Below are 18,910 nucleotides of genomic sequence, written 5' to 3' on the forward strand. Positions count from 1 at the left end.
CCGAGTTCCCGGGAGGTTCCGTGCCCCACACCCCGCCCCCCGCCGCCCCGCGCCACCGGGGCCGCTTGCGCCTCGCGCCGCTCACCGCGCTGACCGTCTCCGCCGTCCTGCTCGTCCCCGTCCAGGCGGCGGCCTCCCAGCCCGGACACGGCGGGTGGACGGCCAAACGGCCGGTCGCCACCGGGTACGGGGGCGCGGTCGCCACGGTCGACCTGGACGCCAGCCGTACCGCGATCGAGGTCCTCAGGAACGGCGGCAACGCCATGGACGCGGCGGTCGCCGCCGGAGCCACCCTCGGCGTGACCGAGCCGTACGTCGCCGCCCTCGGCGGTGGCGGCTACATGACCTACTACGACGCCAGGCGCCGCAAGGTGTACACCGTCGACGGGCGCGAGACCGCCCCGCTCGCCATGCGCGAGGACTCCTTCGTGGACCCGTCCACCGGCCAGGCCATCCCGCTCGACCAGGCCGTGACCAGCGGGCTGAGCGTCGGGGTGCCCGGCACCCTCGCCCAGTGGGACACGGCGCTGCGCCGCTTCGGCACCCGCGACCTCGGCACCCTGCTGCGCCCCGCGATCCGGATCGCCGAACGCGGCTTCGTCGTCGACCAGGAGTTCCGCGACCAGACCGCGGCCAACGAGGCGCGCTTCCGCGACATCGTCCCCACCCGGAAGCTGTTCCTGCCCGGCGGACGGCTGCCCGAGGTCGGCTCCACGTTCCGCAACCCCGACCTGGCACGCACGTACCGGGAGCTCGCCAAGCGCGGCCCCGGCTGGCTGTACGGCGGCGGCCTGGGACGCGAGGTCGTCAGGACCGTCCAGGCGCCGCCCGTGGACCCGGCCGCCGCTCGTAACGTCCGCCCGGGGCTGATGAAGGACGGCGACCTGCGTGCCTACCGTTCACGGACCCCCGAGCCCACCCGCGTGTCCTACCGGGGCCTGGACGTGTACGGCATGCCGCCGTCCTCCTCGGGAGGCTCCACCGTCGGCGAGACCCTCAAAATCCTGAACAACTTCGAGCTGGGGGCCAGTGACCACGTCAAGGCCCTGCACTACTACCTGGAGGCGTCCAAGCTCGCCTACGCCGACCGCGGCCGGTACGTCGGCGACCCCGACAAGGTGCACGTGCCGCTCAAGGAGCTGCTGTCGGACGGGTTCGCCCGCGAACGCGCCTGCCTCATCAAGCCCGACCAGGCCGCGGCGGCGCCGGTGGCGCCCGGCTCGCCGGACGGCGACTACCGCCCGTGCATCCCGCCCGGGGGCACGGCCCGCGCGCTCACCTACGAGGGGCCGCAGACCACCCATCTCGTCGTCGCCGACAAGTGGGGCAACGTCGTCGCCTACAACGTCACCATCGAGCAGTTCGGCGGCAGCGGCCTGACCGTCCCGGGACGCGGGTTCCTGCTCAACAACGAGCTGACCGACTTCACGCTGCAACCTCCCGCGCCGGGCGCCACGCCCGACCCGAACCTGCCGGGGCCGGGCAAGCGGCCGCGCAGCTCCATGGCGCCGACGCTCGTGCTGGAGGACGGCAAGCCCAAACTGGCCCTCGGCACCCCCGGCGGCTCCACGATCATCACGACCGTGCTGCAGATCCTGCTCAACCGGATCGACCTCGGCATGGACCTGCCCACCGCGCTGGCCGCGCCGCGCGCCACCCAGCGCAACACCCCGGACGTGTTCGCCGAGCAGGCGTTCATCGACCGGTACGGGACGGCGCTCGCGCTCAGGGGGCACCGCTTCCAGCCGTTCCCCGGCCCGCCCACGGGGGTGATCGGCGCCGCCACCGCGCTGGAGTTCCTGCGTCCGGGGCTGGTGCAGGCGGTCGCCGAGCCGGTGCGTCGTGGCGGCGGCAGCGCCCTGGTGGTCCGGCCACGCTGGTAGCGTCCTGGTGCCGCCGGGGGAAGGAGACGCGCCATGGCGCAGGCGTACGTACAGGTGACGACGACGACGGACTCGCGGCCCGAGGCCGCCGAGCTGGCCAGGTCCGCGGTCGCCGAGCGGCTGGCCGCGTGCGCCCAGCTCGTCGGGCCGATCGCCAGCACCTACTGGTGGGAGGGGAAGATCGAGTCGGCCGAGGAGTGGATGGTGGTGTTCAAGACCACCAGCACCCGCTTCGACGAGCTGGCCAGCCTGATCACCGAGGGCCACTCCTACGACAGCCCCGAGATCATCGCCACCCCGGTCGTCGCCGGGAGCATGGACTACCTCGCCTGGGTCGCCGAGCAGACCGAGGCCGACGAGGACGAGGACGACTAGGCGTGTGACCCCGGTCATACCCGGGTAATAAGTACTCGGTTACGTTAGGCTCCGGACCCCCCAAGTCGCGAGGGTGAGGAGGCGGCGGCGGTGCACGAAGACCTGTCGGCCGATCACGGACTGTTCGGCCCCGGCTCGGTGACCTGGCGGGTGATGGGCGAGCCCGTGCTGGTGATCGGCGGCATCCGCGCCCTGCTGATCCAGGCCCTGCACCCCCCGACGATGTGGGGCACGGCGCAGAACTCCGAGCTGATGGACCCGAGGTCGGCCTGGGCCCGGATGCAGCGCACGGTCGACTTCGTCCGCGTCCGCACCTACGGCACCACGCAGGAGGTCGAGCGCGTCGGCCGCCGCGTCCGCAAGCTGCATTCCATGCTCACCGGCCTGAACCTGCGCACCGGGGAGACGTTCCCGGTGGACGACCCCGAGAACCTGCTCTGGGTGCACATGGGCGAGGTCGACTCCTACCTGGACGTCGCGCGCCGCGCGGGCGTACCCCTCAGCGACGCCGACGCCGACCGCTTCGTGGACGAGCAACGCCGCGCCGCCGCCGTGGTGGGCCTCGACCCGGCGGACGTCCCGGCCTCGGTCGCCGAGATGAAGGACTACTACCAGGTGATGCGCAAGCGCATCTGGGCCTGCCGGGAGGCCCGCGAGGGCCTGGTGCGCATGTTCAACCCGAACGTGCCGCGCAAGCTGCTCCCCCTCAAGCTGGCGGCGCCCGCCATCGGCGTCCTGGTGGTGTCGACGCTGCCCCGCTGGGCCCGCCGCATGTACGGGCTGCCGGGGCTCCCCACGTCCGACCTGGCCGCGACGCTCACCCTGAAGGGCCTGCACCGCACCACCCAGGTCGTCCCGGAACGCTACCGCTACCAGCCCGACGCCCTCCGAGCCCGCCGCCTGATCCGCGAGTACGAGAAAAGCCTGGAGCAGAGAACCCTCCACATCGCCGCCTCCTGAGACCACACGACCCCAAGGCGAACCAAAGCGAGATGCCCCACTGGCGGTGCCGAAGGCACCGCCGCCAAAACTCCCCAACGACCTCAGCCCGTCACCCCAGCCCCGAACGGCGCCAAGGCGCTGCGATCGCGACCGAAGGCAGGTTCCGAGCTTGCGAGGAACCTGATCGCGTAGCGAGCCCCCTAGGGCGAGTCGGAGCGATGCAGCGATCGCACGCAAGCGCGACAAGCGGCGAGCCGCCAGGCGAGGAGCGCAGCTCGCGCTTGCAATAAACACAATCGCACCCACCCCAGCCCGCAACCCCAGCCCCGAACGGTCGCTCAAGCGTTGCGATCGCGTCCGAAGGCAGGTTCCGAGCGTGCGAGGAACCTGATCGCGGAGCGAGCCCCTAGGGCGAGTCGGAGCGATGCAGCGATCGCCGCAAGCACGACAAGCGACGAGCCGCCAGGCGAGGAGCGCAGCTCGCGCTTGCAATAAACACAATCGCACCCACCCCAACCCGCAACCCCAGCCCCGAACGGTCGCCCAAGCGCTGCGATCGCGTCCGAAGGCAGGTTCCGAGCCTGCGAGGAACCTGATCGCGTAGCGAGCCCCCTAGGGCGAGTCGAAGCGATGCAGCGATCGCCGCAAGCACGACAAGCGACGAGCCGCCAGGCGAGGAGCACAGCTCGTGCTTGCAAATAAACTCAGCCCCTGCGCATGAGGCGGCCGACGGCGGCCATGAGTTCGGTGGACATCTCGTCGGATTTGCCTTCTTGGGTGCCTTCGGCGACGCAGTGGCGGACGTGGCCGTCGAGGAGGCCGAGGGCGACCTTGTCGAGGGCGGCTTGGACGGCGCTGATCTGGGTGAGGACGTCGATGCAGTAGCGGTCGTCCTCGACCATGCGCTCGATGCCGCGGACCTGTCCCTCGATGCGGCGCAGCCGGGTTTGGAGCTGGTCTTTGGTGGCGGTGTAGCCGCGGGTCGGGGTGTCGCTGGTGGGCATCGTCGTCCTCGCAATCGGTCCGGGGGGTGCCGTCATGGACGGGGTGGGGGGCCGGGGCGGTGCACCCCCTAGGGGTATGGTATCCGTCCGGGCGGGGGGACGTTCCACGAGGCGATCACGGGCCGGTCGTGCTCGGTTCCGAGTGTGGACAGGGTGCCGGTCTCCAGTTTGAACAGCCGTCCGGCCGCGGCTTCGAGGCCCAGCCAGCGGGCGGTGAGGACGCGGAGCAGGTGGCCGTGCGCGACCAGGGCCACGTCGCCGTGGGGGAGCAGCGGCCGGATCCGGCGCAGTACGGCGTCGGCGCGTTCGCCGACGTGGTCGACGGATTCGCCGGGGTGTTCGGCGTCGCCGGGGATCACGCCGTCCTCCCACAGGTACCAGCCGGGGCGGTCTTCGCGGATCCGCGCGCTGGTGACGCCTTCGTAGCCGCCGTAGTCCCATTCCCACAGGTCGGGGTCGGTGGCGTCCACGGTGAGGCCGGCGAGTTCGGCGGTGCGGCGGGCGCGGCCGGCGGGGCTGGACAGGACGCGGGCGAAGGTGCGCCCGTCCAGCAGCGGCGCGACGGCCCTGGCCTGCTCCTCGCCGTGTTCGGTGAGGGGCAGGTCGGTGCGGCCGGTGTGGCGTTTGGCGCGGCTCCACTCGGTCTCGCCGTGGCGCAGAATGATCACTTCGCCCATGCGCCCACTGTACGCAGCCGGGGGCTCCGCGCCCGGCAGGCTAGCCGAGCACCGTTTCCGCGGGGACGTGGGGCAGCCCGTGCGCCTCGGCGACGTGGTCGTAGGTGAGGGCGCCGTCGTGGACGTTGAGGCCGTGGACGAGGGCCTGGTCGGCCTTGAGCGCGTCCCGCCAGCCCTTGTCGGCGATCGCCACCGCGTAGGGGAGCGTGGCGTTGGTGAGGGCGTGCGTGGAGGTGTTGGGGACCGATCCGGGCATGTTCGCCACGCAGTAGAAGTGCGATCCGTGCACGGGGTAGGTGGGGGAGTCGTGCGTGGTGGGGTGGGAGTCCTCGAAGCAGCCGCCCTGGTCGATGGCGATGTCGACCAGGACGGAGCCGGGGCGCATCGACGCCACCAGCGCGTTGGACACCAGCTTGGGCGCCTTGGCGCCGGGGATGAGCACCGCGCCGATCACCAGATCGGCGGATCGCACCTCCTGTTCGACGCTGTAGGCGGTGGACACGACGGTCCGCAGGCGGCCCTGGTAGACGGCGTCGATGGCGCGGAGCCTGTCGACGTTGATGTCGAGCACGGTCACCTCGGCGCCCATGCCGGCCGCGATCTGGGCGGCGTTGACCCCGGACACCCCGCCGCCGATCACGACGACGCGGGCGGGGGCCACGCCGGGCACGCCGCCGGGCAGCACCCCGCGGCCGCCGTTGGAGCGCATCAGCATGTGGGCGCCGACCTGCGGCGCCAGCCGCCCGGCCACCTCCGACATGGGGGCCAGCAGCGGCAGGGAGCCGTCGGGTGCCTGGACGGTCTCGTAGGCGATGGCGGTCACCCCGGCCGACAGCAGCGCCTCGGTGCAGTCGCGGGACGCGGCGAGGTGCAGGTAGGTGAACAGGATCTGGCCGCGCCGCATCCGGTGGTGCTCGGCGGGGACCGGCTCCTTGACCTTGAGGATGAGGTCGCCCTCGGCCCAGACCTCGTCCGGCCCGTCCAGGATCTTGGCTCCGGCGGCGGTGTAGTCGTCGTCGGGGATGGCCGAGCCGCCGCCGGCGCCGCGCTCGACGAACACCTCGTGTCCGCGGCGGGCCAGCTCGTGCACCCCCGCGGGCGTGATCGCCACCCGGTACTCGTGGTTCTTGATCTCGCGCGGTACGCCGACCTTCATCGCTGCCTCCCGACCTGCGGCCCAGGTCTCCGTTGACCCAGGGACTCGTTTCCAGCGTGAAGGGGAGGCAATCCTCGTGCCATCAGCACGATGTAAATAAATGTTTCGTCGTGTTGACAGGATGTAAACCACCTGGAGGGGTGGGTCAGGAGGGGCCCTCCGGGTTCGCCGGACGGGGCCGCGCGGCGTGTCGCGGAGGGGGCAGCCACTCGTCGGCGATCGCCACGGTGAGCTGTTCCAGCAGCGGTCCCGCCTGCCGCATGCACCGCGCCGCGTCCGGTTCTATATCGGTCAGGGCGTAGACCGCCTGGAAGCGCGCCTTCCTGGCCTGCTCCCCGGTCAGGCCGCGCCGCCCCACGGCGGCGACCACCGGGGCCCCGGCCCTGGCCGCCGCGCGGGCCACCCCGACGGGGGCCTTGCCGCGCAGCGACGCGGCGTCCAGGGTGCCCTCGCCGGTCACCACCAGCCGGGCGCCGCGCGCCTTGGCGGGGAACCCGAGCAGGTCGAGCATCAGCGCGATGCCGGGCTCCAGCGTGGCGCCGAGGAAGGTCAGCGCGGCGAAGCCCACGCCGCCGGCGGCGCCCGCGCCCGGAAGGTCGCGGGCGCTGGTACGGGACGCGGCCTCCGCGAGGTCCGCCCAGCGGCGCAGCCCCGCGTCCAGCAGCCGGATCTCCTCCCGGCTGGCCCCTCGCCGCCGGGCCTGGCCGACGGCGGACCCGTTGCGGCCCAGCAGCGTCCCCTCGGGCTCGCCCGCGACGATCACCCGTACCCCGGTCAGGTCGGGCATGCCGCGCAGGTCCAGGCGGTGCAGGGAGCGCAGCGCCGCCCCGCCAGGGGGGAGCTCCTTGCCGAGGGCGTCCAGCAGCCGCCCGCCCAGCCCCTGGACGAGGCCCGCGCCGCCGTCGGTGCAGGCGGCGCCGCCCACGCCCAGCACGATCCGGCGGGCCCCGAGCCGCAGCGCGTGCGCCAGCAGCTGCCCGGTGCCCAGGCTGGTCGCGGAGAGCGGGCGCGGCTTGCCGCCGGGCAGCCGCCGCAGCCCCGACGCCTCGGCGACCTCGACCACCGCGTCCCGTCCGTCCAGGGCGAGCGAGGCGGTGACGGGACGGCCGGTCGGGCCGCGCACCTCCACCTCGACCCGCCGCCAGCCCGCGGCGATGGCGGCCTCGGCGGTGCCGTCGCCGCCGTCGGCCACCGGCAGCTCGACGATCGGCACCTCGGGCCGTGCGCGGCGGAGCCCGGACGCCAGATGGCGGGCGACCTCAGGAGCGGTGAGCGACCCCTTGAACCTGTCCGGCGCGAGCAGGACGTGACCGCCCGGCGGACGGTCGGGGGGAGAGTCGGGGGACGGCACAGCCACGCCTTTCGGAACCGGGGGAAATGCCCTACCTTCTGCTTACGCCATGACGCCACTATTTGACACCCGGAAACCCCTCCGGAGCACCCGAAACCGGGAGCCTGGCCTGGGTCGGAGGGTGGCGGGTACCCTCCGGGCGTCACGTGGTCGTCACTGATGGTAGCCGCCCGTGTGCGCCGGGTCCCGGAACGGGTCGCCGGGGCCGGGTCGCGGCGCGGCCCGTCAGCTGCCCCGGTAGGTGGAGTAGCCGAACGGGCTCAGCAGCAGCGGCACGTGGTGGCGTTCGGCGGGGTCGGCGATCGTGAAGATCACGCTCACCTCGGGGTAGAAGGTCGGCACGCCGAGCCCGGCGAAGTAGGGACCGGTGCCGAACCGCAGCCGGTAGGTCCCCGGCCCCGCGGACCCGGCCTCGGGCTGGGCGCTCCAGCGGCCGTCCTCGTCGGTCGCTCCCTCGTCCAGTGGCCGCCAGGTGTCGTCGATGTAGGCGTCCAGCCGTACCGGTACGCCCGCCGCCGGGCGGCCGCGCTGAGTATCGAGGACATGGGTGGACACGCGGGCGGGCGTGGCGCCGGGCGCCGGGCCGGCCGCTGGGCTGGAGGCGGTCATGGCGCAAGTACAGCAGGCCGGGGACGCTCCGTTCACGTCGGCGCGGCGCAGTGTGACCGGCAAGTGATCGAAGTGAACTCTCCGCAGTCTCGGGGAGAGCGCTGCGTGACGGACCCCGCCCGCTATAGCCTGCCTTGGTGCGAATGCGACAGTCTGCGGGAGCCCCCAGCGACGAAGCCGGAGCGAAGGGCGGAGCCTGGCCCCCCACCGGGACGGCCGGCGACGTCGACTCCTACGCGCTGCTGCTGGCGTCCGTGCCGGAGCGCACGCGGTGGTCGTTCCGCACGCGGCTGCTGGGGCCCCTGGAGGAGTACGACAGCGTCCGGCAGGCGGAACTGCTCCACACGCTGGAGGAGTTCCTCGCCTGTTCGGGTTCCTGGAACCGCACCGCCGGCCGGCTGCACGTCCATGTGAACACTCTTCGGTACCGGATCCGCCGAATCGAGGAACTAACCGGCCGAGATCTAGGCACACTTGAAGATCGGGTCGATTTCTTCCTCGCGCTGCGGGCGACGCGCCGCTGACACGGCGCCGTGCGCGCGTGGCGCGCGGGGGCGGACGCGCCGCCTGCGGCCCGATGCGCGACACTCATGCGGAATGGGCGGAACCTCCTAGGCGGGTGGTCACACGATGGATCGTGAGTCTCTCGGGCAGCGCATCAGGGCGCTGCGGATCCGGCACGGCATCAGCCAGGCCCAGCTCGCGTTCCCCGAGCTGTCCGACAGCTACATCTCGCTGATCGAGAGCGACAAGCGGGTGCCCGCTCCCAGCGTGATCGATCTGCTCGCCGGCAAGCTGAACTGCTCGCCCACCTACCTGGTGAGCGGGGTCAGCGAGGACGTGGTGGACGAGCTGCGGGTGACGCTCGACTACGCGGAGATCGCGCTGCAGAACGGCGCGCCGCAGGAGGCCAGGGCGCGGTTCGCCGAGGTGCTGGCCAACTCCGACGCCGTGGCGCTGCCCGACATGCTGCACCAGGCCCGCTGGGGGCACGCGATGGCGCTGGAGGCGTCCGGCGACCTGGAGGAGGCGATCGCCGAGCTGCGCGTGCTGACCGCCGAGGCGTCCGCGGAGGCGGACCTGGACCACTGGGCGAAGGTGCACGTCGCGCTCAGCCGGTGCCTGCGCGAGCGCGGTGACATCAGCGCCGGGGTGGAGGCCGCCGAGGACGCGCTGCGGCATCTGATCGCCATCGGGGCCGACTCCACCGACGCCGCCGTCCACCTGGGCGCCGCGCTGCTGGCCGCGTTCATCGAGCGCGGCGACCTGGTCCGGGCCCGGCAGCTCGTGGAGCAGCTGGTGGAACGGGCGGAGCGGATCGGCAGCCCGCGCGCCCGGATGGCCGCGTACTGGGAGGCCGCCTCGGTCGCGGAGATCCGCGGGGAGTACGAGGACGGCGTCGCGCTGGCCGAGCGCGCCCTGATGCTGGCGCACGAGGCCGGGTCCCGCGGCCTCAGCGACGACCCGCGCGACCTGGCCCGGTTGCGCGTGGTGTACGCGGGGCTGCTGCTGCGCGCCCGCCCCGGCGAGGCCGCCCGCGCCCGCGAGATCCTGGCGCAGGTGCGCGGCGAGATCAACGCCAGCTCCGCCGGGGAGATCGACGTGGCCCGGTGCCTGACCGAGCTGGCCAGGGCCGAGACGGCGCTGGACCGCCCGGCCGAGGCGGTGACGCTGGCCGAGCAGGCCCTCGACCTGCTGGGGGACGCGCCGCGGCGGGCCACGGCGCGGGCGCTGACCGTGCTGGGCGAGGCGTGCGCGCGGCAGGGCCGCCGGGAACGCGCGATCGAGGTGCTCACCCGCGCCGCGACCCACCTGGAGCAGATGGAGTCGTCCCGCGAGGCCGCGCAGACCTGGTTCGACCTGGCCGAGCTGCTCGCCGAGACCGGCGCGCCCGAAGGCCCCCGCCTGGACGCCTACCGCCGGGCCCTCACCTGCGCGGGCGTGTGATCTGCGGGGGGTGACGCGATGTTCGGGGTGGTACGCCCGTGCAGGCACGGCCTGTGCCGGCACCTGTTCGAGGACTGGATGGCGCACCTGTGCGGGTTGTGCCTGACGCTGCGCGACCGGCACGGGCAGGCCGCCCGCCTGGTCACCAACTACGACGGGCTGCTGGTCTCGGTGCTGGTGGAGGCGCAGGCGCCGGAGTTGTCGCCGCGCCGTAAGGCGGGCCCGTGCGCGCTGCGCGGGATGAGGGCCGCCGAGGTGGTGGAGACGCGGGCGCGGGGCGCGCGGCTCGCCGCGGCCACCTCGCTGCTGCTGGCCGCGGGCAAGACCCGCGATCACATCGCCGACGGCGACGGCCCGTACCGCAGGCGGCTGGTCGCGGCGGCGGCGGGCCGGATGGCCGGGCGGTGGGACGCGGCGGGACGCGCGACGAGCGCCGAGGTGGGGTTCGACCCGTCCGTGCTGAGTGACGCCGTCATCCGCCAGGGCGAGCTGGAGGCCGCCGGCGGCCTGGGCCTGCTGGAGCTGACCGAGCCGACGGAGACCGCGGTGGCCGCGGCGTTCGCCCACACGGCCGTGCTGGCGGGCAAGGAGTCCAACGCCGAGGCGCTGGCCGAGGCGGGCCGTTTCTTCGGGCGCCTGGCGCACCTGATCGACGCGGTCGAGGACGTCGAGGACGACCGGCGCGCGGGGGCGTACAACCCGCTGCTCGCGACGGGCACCACCCCGGCGGAGGCCCGCGGGTACTGCGACGACGCGCTGCACGGGCTGCGGCTGGCGCTGGCCGATCTCGAACTGGAGCGGCCACGGCTGGTGCGGGCGCTGCTCGACCGCGAGGTGGGCCGCTCCATCGACCGCGCCTTCGCGGCCCGGGCGCCCTCCGCCCGGCCGCCGCGGCCGGGCTTGCCGATCCCGTGCCTCACGGGGTCGCTGGTCTGCGTCACCTGCGGTCTCTACCAGCCGGAATGGAGCAAGCACCATGGCAAGGGCTGCGGCGATCGCTGCTGGTGCACGCGGCACTGCGACTGCGACTGCAACTGCTGCGACTGCTGCGGTTGCGACTGCTGACGGACGCGAACCCTTGACCAAGCGCCCGCTTGGTGTCACGCTCGCGGCGTGGCGAACGGGACCTTCGCGGAGATGCTGCTGGACCGGGCCGGCGACGACCATCCGGGACTGCTGTTCGAGGACGCGTCCTTCACCTGGGCCGAGGTCGTGCTGGAGGCCCGCGGGCGCGCCGGGCTGCTCGCCTCCTTCGGGCCTCCGCCCGGCGCGCCGGACCGCCCCTGGCACGTCGGCGTGCTGCTGGAGAACGTCCCGGAGTACGTGTTCTGGATCGGCGGGGCCGCACTGGCCGGGGCGACCGTCGTGGGCGTCAACCCGACCCGGCGCGGGGACGAGCTGGCCGCCGACATCCGGCACACCGACTGCGACCTGATCGTCACCGACGCGGCGCACGCCGCCCTGCTGGACGGGCTCGACACCGGCGTCCCGGACGATCGCGTCCTGCGGGTGGACTCCGAGGCGTACGCCGCGCGCCTGCCCGGCGAACCGGCGGAACCGGCGCGGGTCGCGCCGGGGGACCGGCTGCTCCTGCTGTTCACCTCCGGCTCGACCGGCGCGCCCAAGGCGGTGGCGTGCGGCCAGGGCAGACTCGCCGCCATCGCGCGGAACGCCGAGCGGATGAGCATCACCCGCGACTCGGTCACCTACATCGCGATGCCGCTGTTCCACGGCAACGCGCTCATGGCCAACCTGGCGATGGCCGTGCACGCCGGGGCCACGGTCGCGATGCGCCGCAAGTTCTCCGCGTCCGGCTTCCTGCCGGACGTGCGCCGGTACGGGGTCACCTACTTCAACTACGTCGGGCGGGCCCTCGCCTACATCCTGGCCACGCCGGAACGGCCCGACGACGCCGACAACCCCCTGTGCGCGCTGTTCGGGACGGAGGCGTCCGCCCAGGACATGGCCCGCTTCAGCGCCCGGTTCGGGTGCCGGATCATCGAGGGGTACGGGTCCAGCGAGGGCGCGATCAGCATCCAGAAGACCCCGGACACGCCGCCCGACGCCCTCGGGCTCCCGCCGCAGGGCATGGAGGTGGCCGTCCTCGACCCGGCCACGGGGCGGGAGTGCCCGCCCGCCCGGTTCGGCCCGGACGGCGGCCTGCTCAACCCCGGCGAGGCGATCGGGGAGATCGTCGGGCTCAACGTCGCGGCGGCGTTCGAGGGGTACTACAACGACCCGGAGGCCGACGCCGAGCGGGTCCGCGACGGCAAGTACTGGAGCGGTGACCTCGGCTACCGGGACGCCGACGGGTTCTTCTACTTCGCCGGGCGCGGCAACGACCGGCTCCGCGTCGACAGCGAGAACTTCGCCGCCGCCCCCGTCGAGCGCATCCTCTCCTGCTGGGAGCCGGTGGTGATGTGCGCCGTCTACCCCGTCCCCGACCCGCGCACGGGCGACCAGGTGATGGCGGCGCTGGAGCTGGGCGGGCCGTTCGACCCGGACGCGTTCGCGGCCTTCCTCGCGGGCCGCCGCGACCTCGGGACGAAATGGGCGCCCCGGTTCGTGCGGATCGTGGAGTCGATGCCGCTGACCGCCACCGGGAAGGTCGACAAGCGCCCCCTGCGCCGCGCCCGCTGGGACGTCTCCGGGGACGGCGCGGTGTGGTGGCGCCCCGGCCGCGGCCTGGCGTACGAGCCGCTGACGGCCGAGCGGGCCGGGGCGATCTCCGCGGAGTTCCGCGCGAACGGCAGGTCACACGTCCTGACCGCCCTGTGAGGTACGGCCAGTAGTGTAGGAGCGCCGCCGAACGGTACCGAACTGGAGAACCCGGCCTCCCATGATGACCCTCACCGCCGCTTCCGTACTCGCCCGCATCCCCGCCGAGGCGGGGGAGGGCTCGGCGGGCGGCACGCCCTGGCTCATGATCGCCGTGGGACTGCTGATCGGCATCGGCATCGGAGTGCTGATCGTGGTCAGGGCCAAGCGCGCCCACCCGATGCCGGGGCCCGGGAACCGGCCCGGCGGCGAAGCGGCGAAGGGGAGGAGCGACCGTGAGTAAGGCGGTGCCTCCCAAGACCGCCGGTGGCGGCGCCCTGGACGTCGTGCGCGCCGCGATGGTCGCGCTGGCCGCGTCCGTCGCGGTCCTGGTCGCCGGGCTGGTGCTCGGCGGCGCGGTGGCCGAGCAGGTCATCCCCGGTCTCGGCGACGCGGGCACCGTCACCCGGTGGGGGCTGCCGGTGTCGCGCCTGGCGATGGACCTCGCCGCCACGGCGACGATCGGGCTGCTGCTGGCCGCGACCGTCCTGCTGCCCCTGGAGGGAGGCGGGACCGGCTCCAGCCGGGACGTCCCCCGGCTGGGGGACGACGCGATCGGCTACCTGCGGGCGGCGTCCTGGGCCGCCGCGGCCTGGGGCACCGCCGCCGCGTCCACCCTGGTGTTCACGGTCGCGGACGTGCTCGGCCTGCCGGTCGGCCAGGTCCTCACCGGCAACGAGCTGAGCGGCTACGTCGGGCGGCTGCCGCAGGGCACGGCGCTGATGATCGTGGTGCTGCTGGCCGTGGTGGTCGCCCTGCTGGCGCGCACCACCGTCACCCCGGCCGCCTCGTTCGGGCTGCTGCTGACGGCCGGGATCGCCCTGCTGCCGCCGCCGCTGACCGGGCACTCCGCCTCGGCCGCCAACCACACGGTCGCGACCACCGGCGTGGCGCTGCACGTGCTGGCCGTGGCGCCGTGGGTGGGCGGCCTGTGCGCGGTGCTGGCGCACGCGCTGACCCGTCGAGGACGGCTGGACGTGGCCGCCGCCCGGTTCAGCCGGATGGCGCTGTGGTGCTTCGTCGCGGTCGGGCTCAGCGGCCTGGTCAACGTGCTGGCCCGGCTGCCCGACCCGGCCGAGCTGCTCACCACGAACTACGGGCGGCTGGCCCTGGGCAAGATGCTGCTGTTCGCGGGGCTGGGCTGGTTCGGCTGGTGGCATCGCGGCAGGACGCTGCCCGCGCTGGCCGGCCGCCGTCCCGGCGCGTTCACCCGGCTGGCCACCGTGGAGATCGCGATCATGGGCGCCACCATGGGCCTCGCGGTGGCGCTGGCCCGCACCGCGCCGCCGCCGCCCGCCGAGGCGGAGTCGGCCGTCAAGGCGCTGCTCGGCTACGACATGCCGCCCGCGATCACGCCCGGCCGGCTGGTCACGCTCTGGCAGTTCGACTTCTTCTTCGCCGTGCTGGTCGCGGTGCTCGGCGGGCTCTACCTGGCCGGGGTGGCGCGGCTGCGCCGCCGCGGCGACCGCTGGTCGCCCGGCCGCACCGCCGCCTGGCTGCTCGGCCTGGCCACGATCGTGATCACCACGCAGACCGGGATCGCCAAGTACGCCCCGATCCTGTTCAGCGTCCACATGGCCCAGCACATGGTGCTGAACATGCTCACCCCGATCCTGCTGGTGCTGGGCGCGCCGGTCACGCTCGCCCTGCGCGCGCTGAAACCGGCCGCGATCCGCGGCGACCGGGGCCCCCGCGAATGGCTGGTGGCGGTCCTGCACAGCCGCGCCGTCGCGGTCCTGGCGCACCCGGCGGTGGCCACGGTGATCTTCGTGGCGGGCACGTTCGCGCTGTACTTCACCCCGCTGTTCGAGTCCGCGATGCGCAACCACCTCGGGCACATCGCGATGACGATCCACTTCCTGCTGGCGGGCTCGCTGTTCTTCTGGGTGCTGGTCGGCGTCGACCCGGCGCCGCGCACGCTGCCGTACCCGGGGCGGATCCTGCTGCTGTTCGTGACGATGCCGTTCCACGCGTTCTTCGGCATCGCCCTGATGAACCTGGCGCAGCCGCTGGCCCGCGGCTGGTACACGGCCGTCGACCCGCCGTGGGGCGCCTCGCTGCTGAGCGACCAGCACACCGGCGGCGCGATCGCCTGGGGCTTCGGGGAGATCCCCACCTTCATCGTGCTGATCGCGCTGGCGTTCCAGTGGTACTTCGACGACCAGCGGCAGGCCCGCCGCCTGGACCGCAAGGCCGACCGTGCCGAGGAGCGCAGGACGGCCGCGGCGGAGGAGGGCGGGGACCCCGCCCCGCCCGCGGAGGACGACGAGCTGGCCGCCTACAACGCACACCTCGCCAGGCTGGCCGAACGCCACGAGCGTTCCCGCAAGGGCTGACCCCCGGCGGGAGGTTCACCCGTGCGGGGGAGCGGACGCCTCCCGCAGGAGGAGGCCACCGGCGCGCCGGTCTGTCACGATCGAAGCGTGTTGCGAAGGGCCTGCCGGACGGTGCTGCGGCCCGTCCGGCCAGTGGCGGGACGGGCGTTCTGGCGGCGCTGGTCGTACCTCGTCGGGGGCGGCGCCCTGCTCATGCCGTACTGGTTCGTGTCGATGGCGGCGGTGCCCGCCCTGCGGCTCGGCGCGACCGTCACGGTGGCGCTGTGCTTCCTGCTGCCGCTGCTGGGCGCGTTCGTCACCGGGCTCGTCCCCGCGGTCCGGCTGCTGGAGGGCGCGGCGGCCAAGGAACTGCTCGGCGGCCCCATCACCGGCCTGGCCACCGGACCGTCCAGGACATGGGAGGACCGGGCCCGCACGGGGCTGTGGTTCACGCTGCACCTGCACGCGGGGGTGGTGGTCAGCGGCCTGAGCCTGCTGGTGCCCCCGTTCGCCGCGGTGCTGATCCTGGTGCCGGTGGTGCGCTGGGACGACGACTTCCTGAGCGAGTGGGGCGCGCCGGACACCTTCCCGACGTGGCCGCTGCCGTTCGCGGGGGTGGCGCTGCTGGCCGCCATGCTCGCCGTGATCATGGTCTCGGGAACGGCGCTGTCCCGCCTGGCCCCCCGCCTCCTGGGCCCGTCGGCGGCCGACCGGGTGGCCGAACTCGAACGGCGCGCCGTCCGGCTGGCCGAACGCAACCGGCTGGCCCGTGAGCTGCACGACTCGGTCGGTCACGCGCTGAGCGTCGTCACGCTCCAGGCGGGCGCGGCCAGGCGCGTGCTCGACCACGACCCGGCCTTCGCCCGGGAGGCGCTCGGCGCCATCGAGGAGTCGGCGCGGTCGGCCCTGCGCGACCTCGATCACGTGCTGGGGCTGCTGCGCGAGGACGCCTCGAGCACCGCGCCCCAGTCCACCCTCAAGGACCTGGACCGGCTGCTGGAACGCACGAGGATCGCCGGGATCGAGCTGGACTCGAAGGTGGGCCCTGAAGTGGGCGAGGTGCCCGCCGCCGTGTCCCGCGAGGCGTACCGGATCGTCCAAGAGGGACTGACCAACGCGCTGCGGCACGCCGGCCGGGTGCCGGTGCGGCTCTGGATCGGGGTGCGCGGCGACCGCCTGGAGGTGGAGATGAGCAACCCGCTGGGATCGGCGGGCGACCGGGCCGGACGCGCCGGCGGAGGCCGGGGCCTGCGCGGCGTCCGCGAGCGCGTGACCGTGCTCGGCGGAGTGATGGACGCGGGCCCCGACGGTTCGGGCCGCTGGCGCCTTGAGGTCACCCTGCCGCTCGGGACGCGCCCATGACCGGCACGACCGGCGTGCTGCTGGTGGACGACGAGCGGCTGATCCGCGCCGGGCTCGCCGCGATCATCGCGGCCGAGCCCGACCTGGAGGTGGTCGGCGAGGCCGGCGACGGCGCCGAGGTGCCCGGCCAGGTGGCCAGGCTGCGCCCCGACGTGATCCTCATGGACGTGCGGATGCCCCGGCTGGACGGCATCCAGGCCACCCGGCGCATCCTGGAGACGGTCCCCGACCCGCCCAAGATCATCGTGGTGACCACGTTCGAGAACGACGAGTACGTCTACGACGCGCTGAAGGCGGGGGCGCACGGGTTCCTGCTCAAGCGCACGAGGCCGGAGGAGATCCTCCAGGCCATCCGGATGGTGGCGCACGGCGACACCCTGCTGTTCCCGGCCGCGATCCGTGCCCTGGCCGCCCGGCACGGCTCCGGCTGGGGCGACGGCGCGGGCGCCCGCTGGCACGAGCGGCTCACCGAGCGGGAGGGCGACGTGCTGCGGCTGATGGCCCGGGGACACTCCAACGCCGAGATCGCCGCCGAGCTGTTCGTCAGCCCGCAGACCGTGAAGACCCATGTCGGCAACGTCCTGGCCAAGCTGAACGCCCGGGACCGGACCCAGGCGGTGATCCTGGCCTATGAGACCGGATACATCGTCCCGTCCTGACGGCCCCCCTATGATCGGCGCCATGGCTCCCTTCCGTTTCGGCTTCAACCTCCTGGACCTGGGCGCGCGGGGGGAGTTCGTGTCCCGGTGCCGGCGCGGCGAGGACATCGGGTACGACGTGGCGCTGGTCCCCGACCATCTCGGCGCGCCCGCCCCGTTCCCCACCATGGTCGCCGCGGCGGAGGCGACGGAACGGCTGCGGGTGGGCACGTTCGTCCTCAACATCGGCTTCTGGAACCCGCACCTGCTGGCGCGTGAGGTCGCCACGGCGGACATGCTGACCGGCGGGCGCGTCGAGCTCGGCTTGGGCGCCGGCCACATGAAGTGGGAGTTCGACGCGGCCGGCATCCCCTGGGAGCCGTTCTCCGCCCGTGCCGGGCGCCTCGCCCGGACGGTCGAGGAACTGACCGCGATCTTCGGCGGCTCCGGCTACCCGGAGGGCGCCGCCGTCAAGGAGCACTACGCCCTGGCCGATCTGCGACCCGTCCAGCGGCACGGGTTCGGCGGGCACGGGCCGCCGCTGCTGATCGGCGGCACCGGCGACGGCGTGCTCTCGATCGCCGCCCGGCACGCCGACATCGTCGGCATCGCGGGCGCGTACCAGGCCGAGGGCGAGCCGCCGGGCACCTTCCGGCTCGGCACCGCCGCGCAGGCCGACGAGCGGGTCCGCTTCGTCCGGGAACAGGCGGGCGACCGCGACCCGGAACTCAACGTGCTGGTGCAGACGGTCATCGTCACCGGCGACCGCCGCGCCGCCGCGGAGGACCTGGCCACGCGGATGCCCCACCTGACCACGGCCGAGGTCCTGGACTGCCCGTTCCTGCTGATCGGAACCGTCGAGCAGATCGCCGGCCAGCTCCGCGAGCGGCGGGAGCGCTACGGCTTCTCCTACATCACCGTCCACTCGCCCTTCATGGAGACGTTCGGTCCCGTCATCGAACACCTCAAGGGGTAGACAAGGGATCATGACCACGATTCTGATCACGGGGGCCACCGGGGGCCTGGGCCGTCACCTGGCGCGACGGCTCGCCGAACGCGGCGACACGGTGCTGGCCCACGGCCGCGACCAGGCCAGGCTGGACCGCCTCGCCAAGGAGCTGAACGGGGCGGACCTCACCACCTACACCGCCGACCTGTCCTCGCTGGCGGAGGCACGGGACCTGGCGGCCCGGGTCTCCGCGGCGCACGACCGGCTGGACGTCCTGGTCAACAACGCGGGCGTGGGCTTCGGCGCGCCCGGCTCCGGCCGCGAGCCGGGCACGGACGGGCACGAGCTGCGCTGGACGGTCAACTACCTCGCGCCCGTCCTGCTGACCCGGTCGCTGCTCCCCGCGCTGCGGGCGGCGGCCCCGTCCCGGATCGTGAACGTGGGCTCGCTGGGCCAGGAAGGCATCGACTTCGACGACGTCGAGCTGGTGCGCGGCTACGACGGCGTCACGGCGTACCGGCGCAGCAAGCTGGCGCTGGCCGCGTGGACGTTCGACCTGGCCGAGGAACTGCGCCCCGACCGGATCGCCGTGAACTGCCTGCACCCGGCCACGTTCATGGACACCGCGATGGTGACGGACGCCGGGGTCACCCCCCGCTCCACGGTCGAGGAGGGCGGCGACGCGGTGATGAAGCTGATCGACGCGCCCCACGAGGTGACGGGCCGCTTCTTCGACGGAACCCATGAAAGCCGCGCCCATCCCGACGCCTACGACCCCGAAGTACGCCACCGCCTACAGAAAGCAACCACCCAGGCCCTGGAGCAAGCCTGACCACCCCACAACCCCCAAACCGACTACACCAGCCCCGAACGGCAACCAGGCGC

17 protein-coding genes and 1 pseudogene are annotated in these 18,910 nt (G+C 73.7%); 13 read left to right on the forward strand and 5 right to left on the reverse strand.

The genetic code is table 11. The features are described from left to right. Positions 1 to 20 precede the first annotated feature (20 nt). The 3 genes from ggt (at position 21) to ACGWYJ_RS33060 (ending at position 3,218) form a co-directional block, all read left to right on the forward strand. Complete coding sequence (gene ggt / locus ACGWYJ_RS33050) at positions 21 to 1,883, forward strand: gamma-glutamyltransferase (RefSeq protein WP_395110397.1); 1,863 nt, start codon at positions 21 to 23, stop codon at positions 1,881 to 1,883. Positions 1,884 to 1,916: 33 nt separating this feature from the next. Next, a complete protein-coding gene (gene cutA, locus ACGWYJ_RS33055; RefSeq protein ID WP_395110398.1) occupies positions 1,917 to 2,258 on the forward strand; it encodes a divalent-cation tolerance protein CutA in 342 nt (113 codons plus the stop codon). 90 nt (positions 2,259 to 2,348) lie between these two features. After that, positions 2,349 to 3,218, forward strand: coding sequence for an oxygenase MpaB family protein (locus ACGWYJ_RS33060; RefSeq protein WP_395110400.1), 870 nt, complete (start codon positions 2,349 to 2,351; stop codon positions 3,216 to 3,218). A 686-nt stretch (positions 3,219 to 3,904) separates the two neighbouring features. Here ACGWYJ_RS33060 and ACGWYJ_RS33065 read toward each other — a convergent pair. The 5 genes from ACGWYJ_RS33065 to uraH all read right to left on the reverse strand — a co-directional run bounded on the left by ACGWYJ_RS33065 (position 3,905) and on the right by uraH (position 7,997). Beyond that, positions 3,905 to 4,204, reverse strand: a complete 300-nt coding sequence (locus ACGWYJ_RS33065) for a metal-sensitive transcriptional regulator (protein ID WP_285694756.1) — start codon at positions 4,202 to 4,204, stop codon at positions 3,905 to 3,907. Between the two features lie 68 nt (positions 4,205 to 4,272). Then, positions 4,273 to 4,881: a histidine phosphatase family protein gene (locus ACGWYJ_RS33070; protein ID WP_395110401.1), complete on the reverse strand. Its 609-nt coding sequence runs from the start codon at positions 4,879 to 4,881 to the stop codon at positions 4,273 to 4,275. A gap of 40 nt (positions 4,882 to 4,921) precedes the next feature. Then, positions 4,922 to 6,037 (reverse strand): alanine dehydrogenase, encoded by a 1,116-nt coding sequence (ald, locus tag ACGWYJ_RS33075; RefSeq protein WP_395110403.1) that lies wholly within the window; start codon positions 6,035 to 6,037, stop codon positions 4,922 to 4,924. Positions 6,038 to 6,182: 145 nt separating this feature from the next. Further along, entirely contained in the window at positions 6,183 to 7,388 is a 1,206-nt protein-coding gene (locus ACGWYJ_RS33080; protein ID WP_395110405.1) for a glycerate kinase, read from the reverse strand. Positions 7,389 to 7,613: 225 nt separating this feature from the next. Continuing rightward, on the reverse strand, positions 7,614 to 7,997 hold the full coding sequence (uraH, locus tag ACGWYJ_RS33085) for a hydroxyisourate hydrolase (RefSeq protein ID WP_395110406.1): 384 nt from the start codon (positions 7,995 to 7,997) through the stop codon (positions 7,614 to 7,616). 221 nt (positions 7,998 to 8,218) lie between these two features. Here uraH and ACGWYJ_RS33090 point away from each other — a divergent pair. From ACGWYJ_RS33090 to ACGWYJ_RS33135, 10 genes and pseudogenes are all read left to right on the forward strand, one after another. Then, positions 8,219 to 8,521, forward strand: a pseudogene (locus ACGWYJ_RS33090) (PucR family transcriptional regulator); the annotation flags it as partial. Between the two features lie 106 nt (positions 8,522 to 8,627). Beyond that, positions 8,628 to 9,944 carry a helix-turn-helix domain-containing protein gene (locus ACGWYJ_RS33095; protein WP_395110408.1) on the forward strand — a complete coding sequence of 439 codons (1,317 nt, stop codon included), beginning with the start codon at positions 8,628 to 8,630 and terminating at the stop codon, positions 9,942 to 9,944. Between the two features lie 18 nt (positions 9,945 to 9,962). Next, the gene (locus tag ACGWYJ_RS33100; RefSeq protein ID WP_395110410.1) at positions 9,963 to 11,009 is read left to right on the forward strand and encodes a DUF5685 family protein; all 1,047 of its coding nucleotides are present in this window, start codon (positions 9,963 to 9,965) and stop codon (positions 11,007 to 11,009) included. Positions 11,010 to 11,057: 48 nt separating this feature from the next. Then, the gene (locus tag ACGWYJ_RS33105) at positions 11,058 to 12,722 is read left to right on the forward strand and encodes an AMP-binding protein (protein WP_395110412.1); all 1,665 of its coding nucleotides are present in this window, start codon (positions 11,058 to 11,060) and stop codon (positions 12,720 to 12,722) included. A 61-nt stretch (positions 12,723 to 12,783) separates the two neighbouring features. Continuing rightward, the gene (locus tag ACGWYJ_RS33110; RefSeq protein ID WP_395110414.1) at positions 12,784 to 13,005 is read left to right on the forward strand and encodes a hypothetical protein; all 222 of its coding nucleotides are present in this window, start codon (positions 12,784 to 12,786) and stop codon (positions 13,003 to 13,005) included. Positions 13,006 to 13,060: 55 nt separating this feature from the next. Then, positions 13,061 to 15,097: a cytochrome c oxidase assembly protein gene (locus tag ACGWYJ_RS33115; RefSeq protein ID WP_395110422.1), complete on the forward strand. Its 2,037-nt coding sequence runs from the start codon at positions 13,061 to 13,063 to the stop codon at positions 15,095 to 15,097. 87 nt (positions 15,098 to 15,184) lie between these two features. Then, positions 15,185 to 16,438, forward strand: a complete 1,254-nt coding sequence (locus tag ACGWYJ_RS33120) for a sensor histidine kinase (protein WP_395110415.1) — start codon at positions 15,185 to 15,187, stop codon at positions 16,436 to 16,438. Further along, the gene (locus ACGWYJ_RS33125; protein ID WP_395110417.1) at positions 16,435 to 17,097 is read left to right on the forward strand and encodes a response regulator; all 663 of its coding nucleotides are present in this window, start codon (positions 16,435 to 16,437) and stop codon (positions 17,095 to 17,097) included. Before ACGWYJ_RS33120 ends, ACGWYJ_RS33125 begins: the two co-directional genes overlap by 4 nt. A gap of 22 nt (positions 17,098 to 17,119) precedes the next feature. Further along, positions 17,120 to 18,052, forward strand: coding sequence for an LLM class F420-dependent oxidoreductase (locus tag ACGWYJ_RS33130; RefSeq protein WP_395110419.1), 933 nt, complete (start codon positions 17,120 to 17,122; stop codon positions 18,050 to 18,052). Between the two features lie 10 nt (positions 18,053 to 18,062). Beyond that, positions 18,063 to 18,857 carry an SDR family NAD(P)-dependent oxidoreductase gene (locus tag ACGWYJ_RS33135; protein ID WP_395110421.1) on the forward strand — a complete coding sequence of 265 codons (795 nt, stop codon included), beginning with the start codon at positions 18,063 to 18,065 and terminating at the stop codon, positions 18,855 to 18,857. The last annotated feature ends 53 nt before the right edge of the window (positions 18,858 to 18,910 follow it).

The organism is Actinomadura sp. SCN-SB, assembly GCF_043906805.1.
Lineage (GTDB): Bacteria > Actinomycetota > Actinomycetes > Streptosporangiales > Streptosporangiaceae > Spirillospora.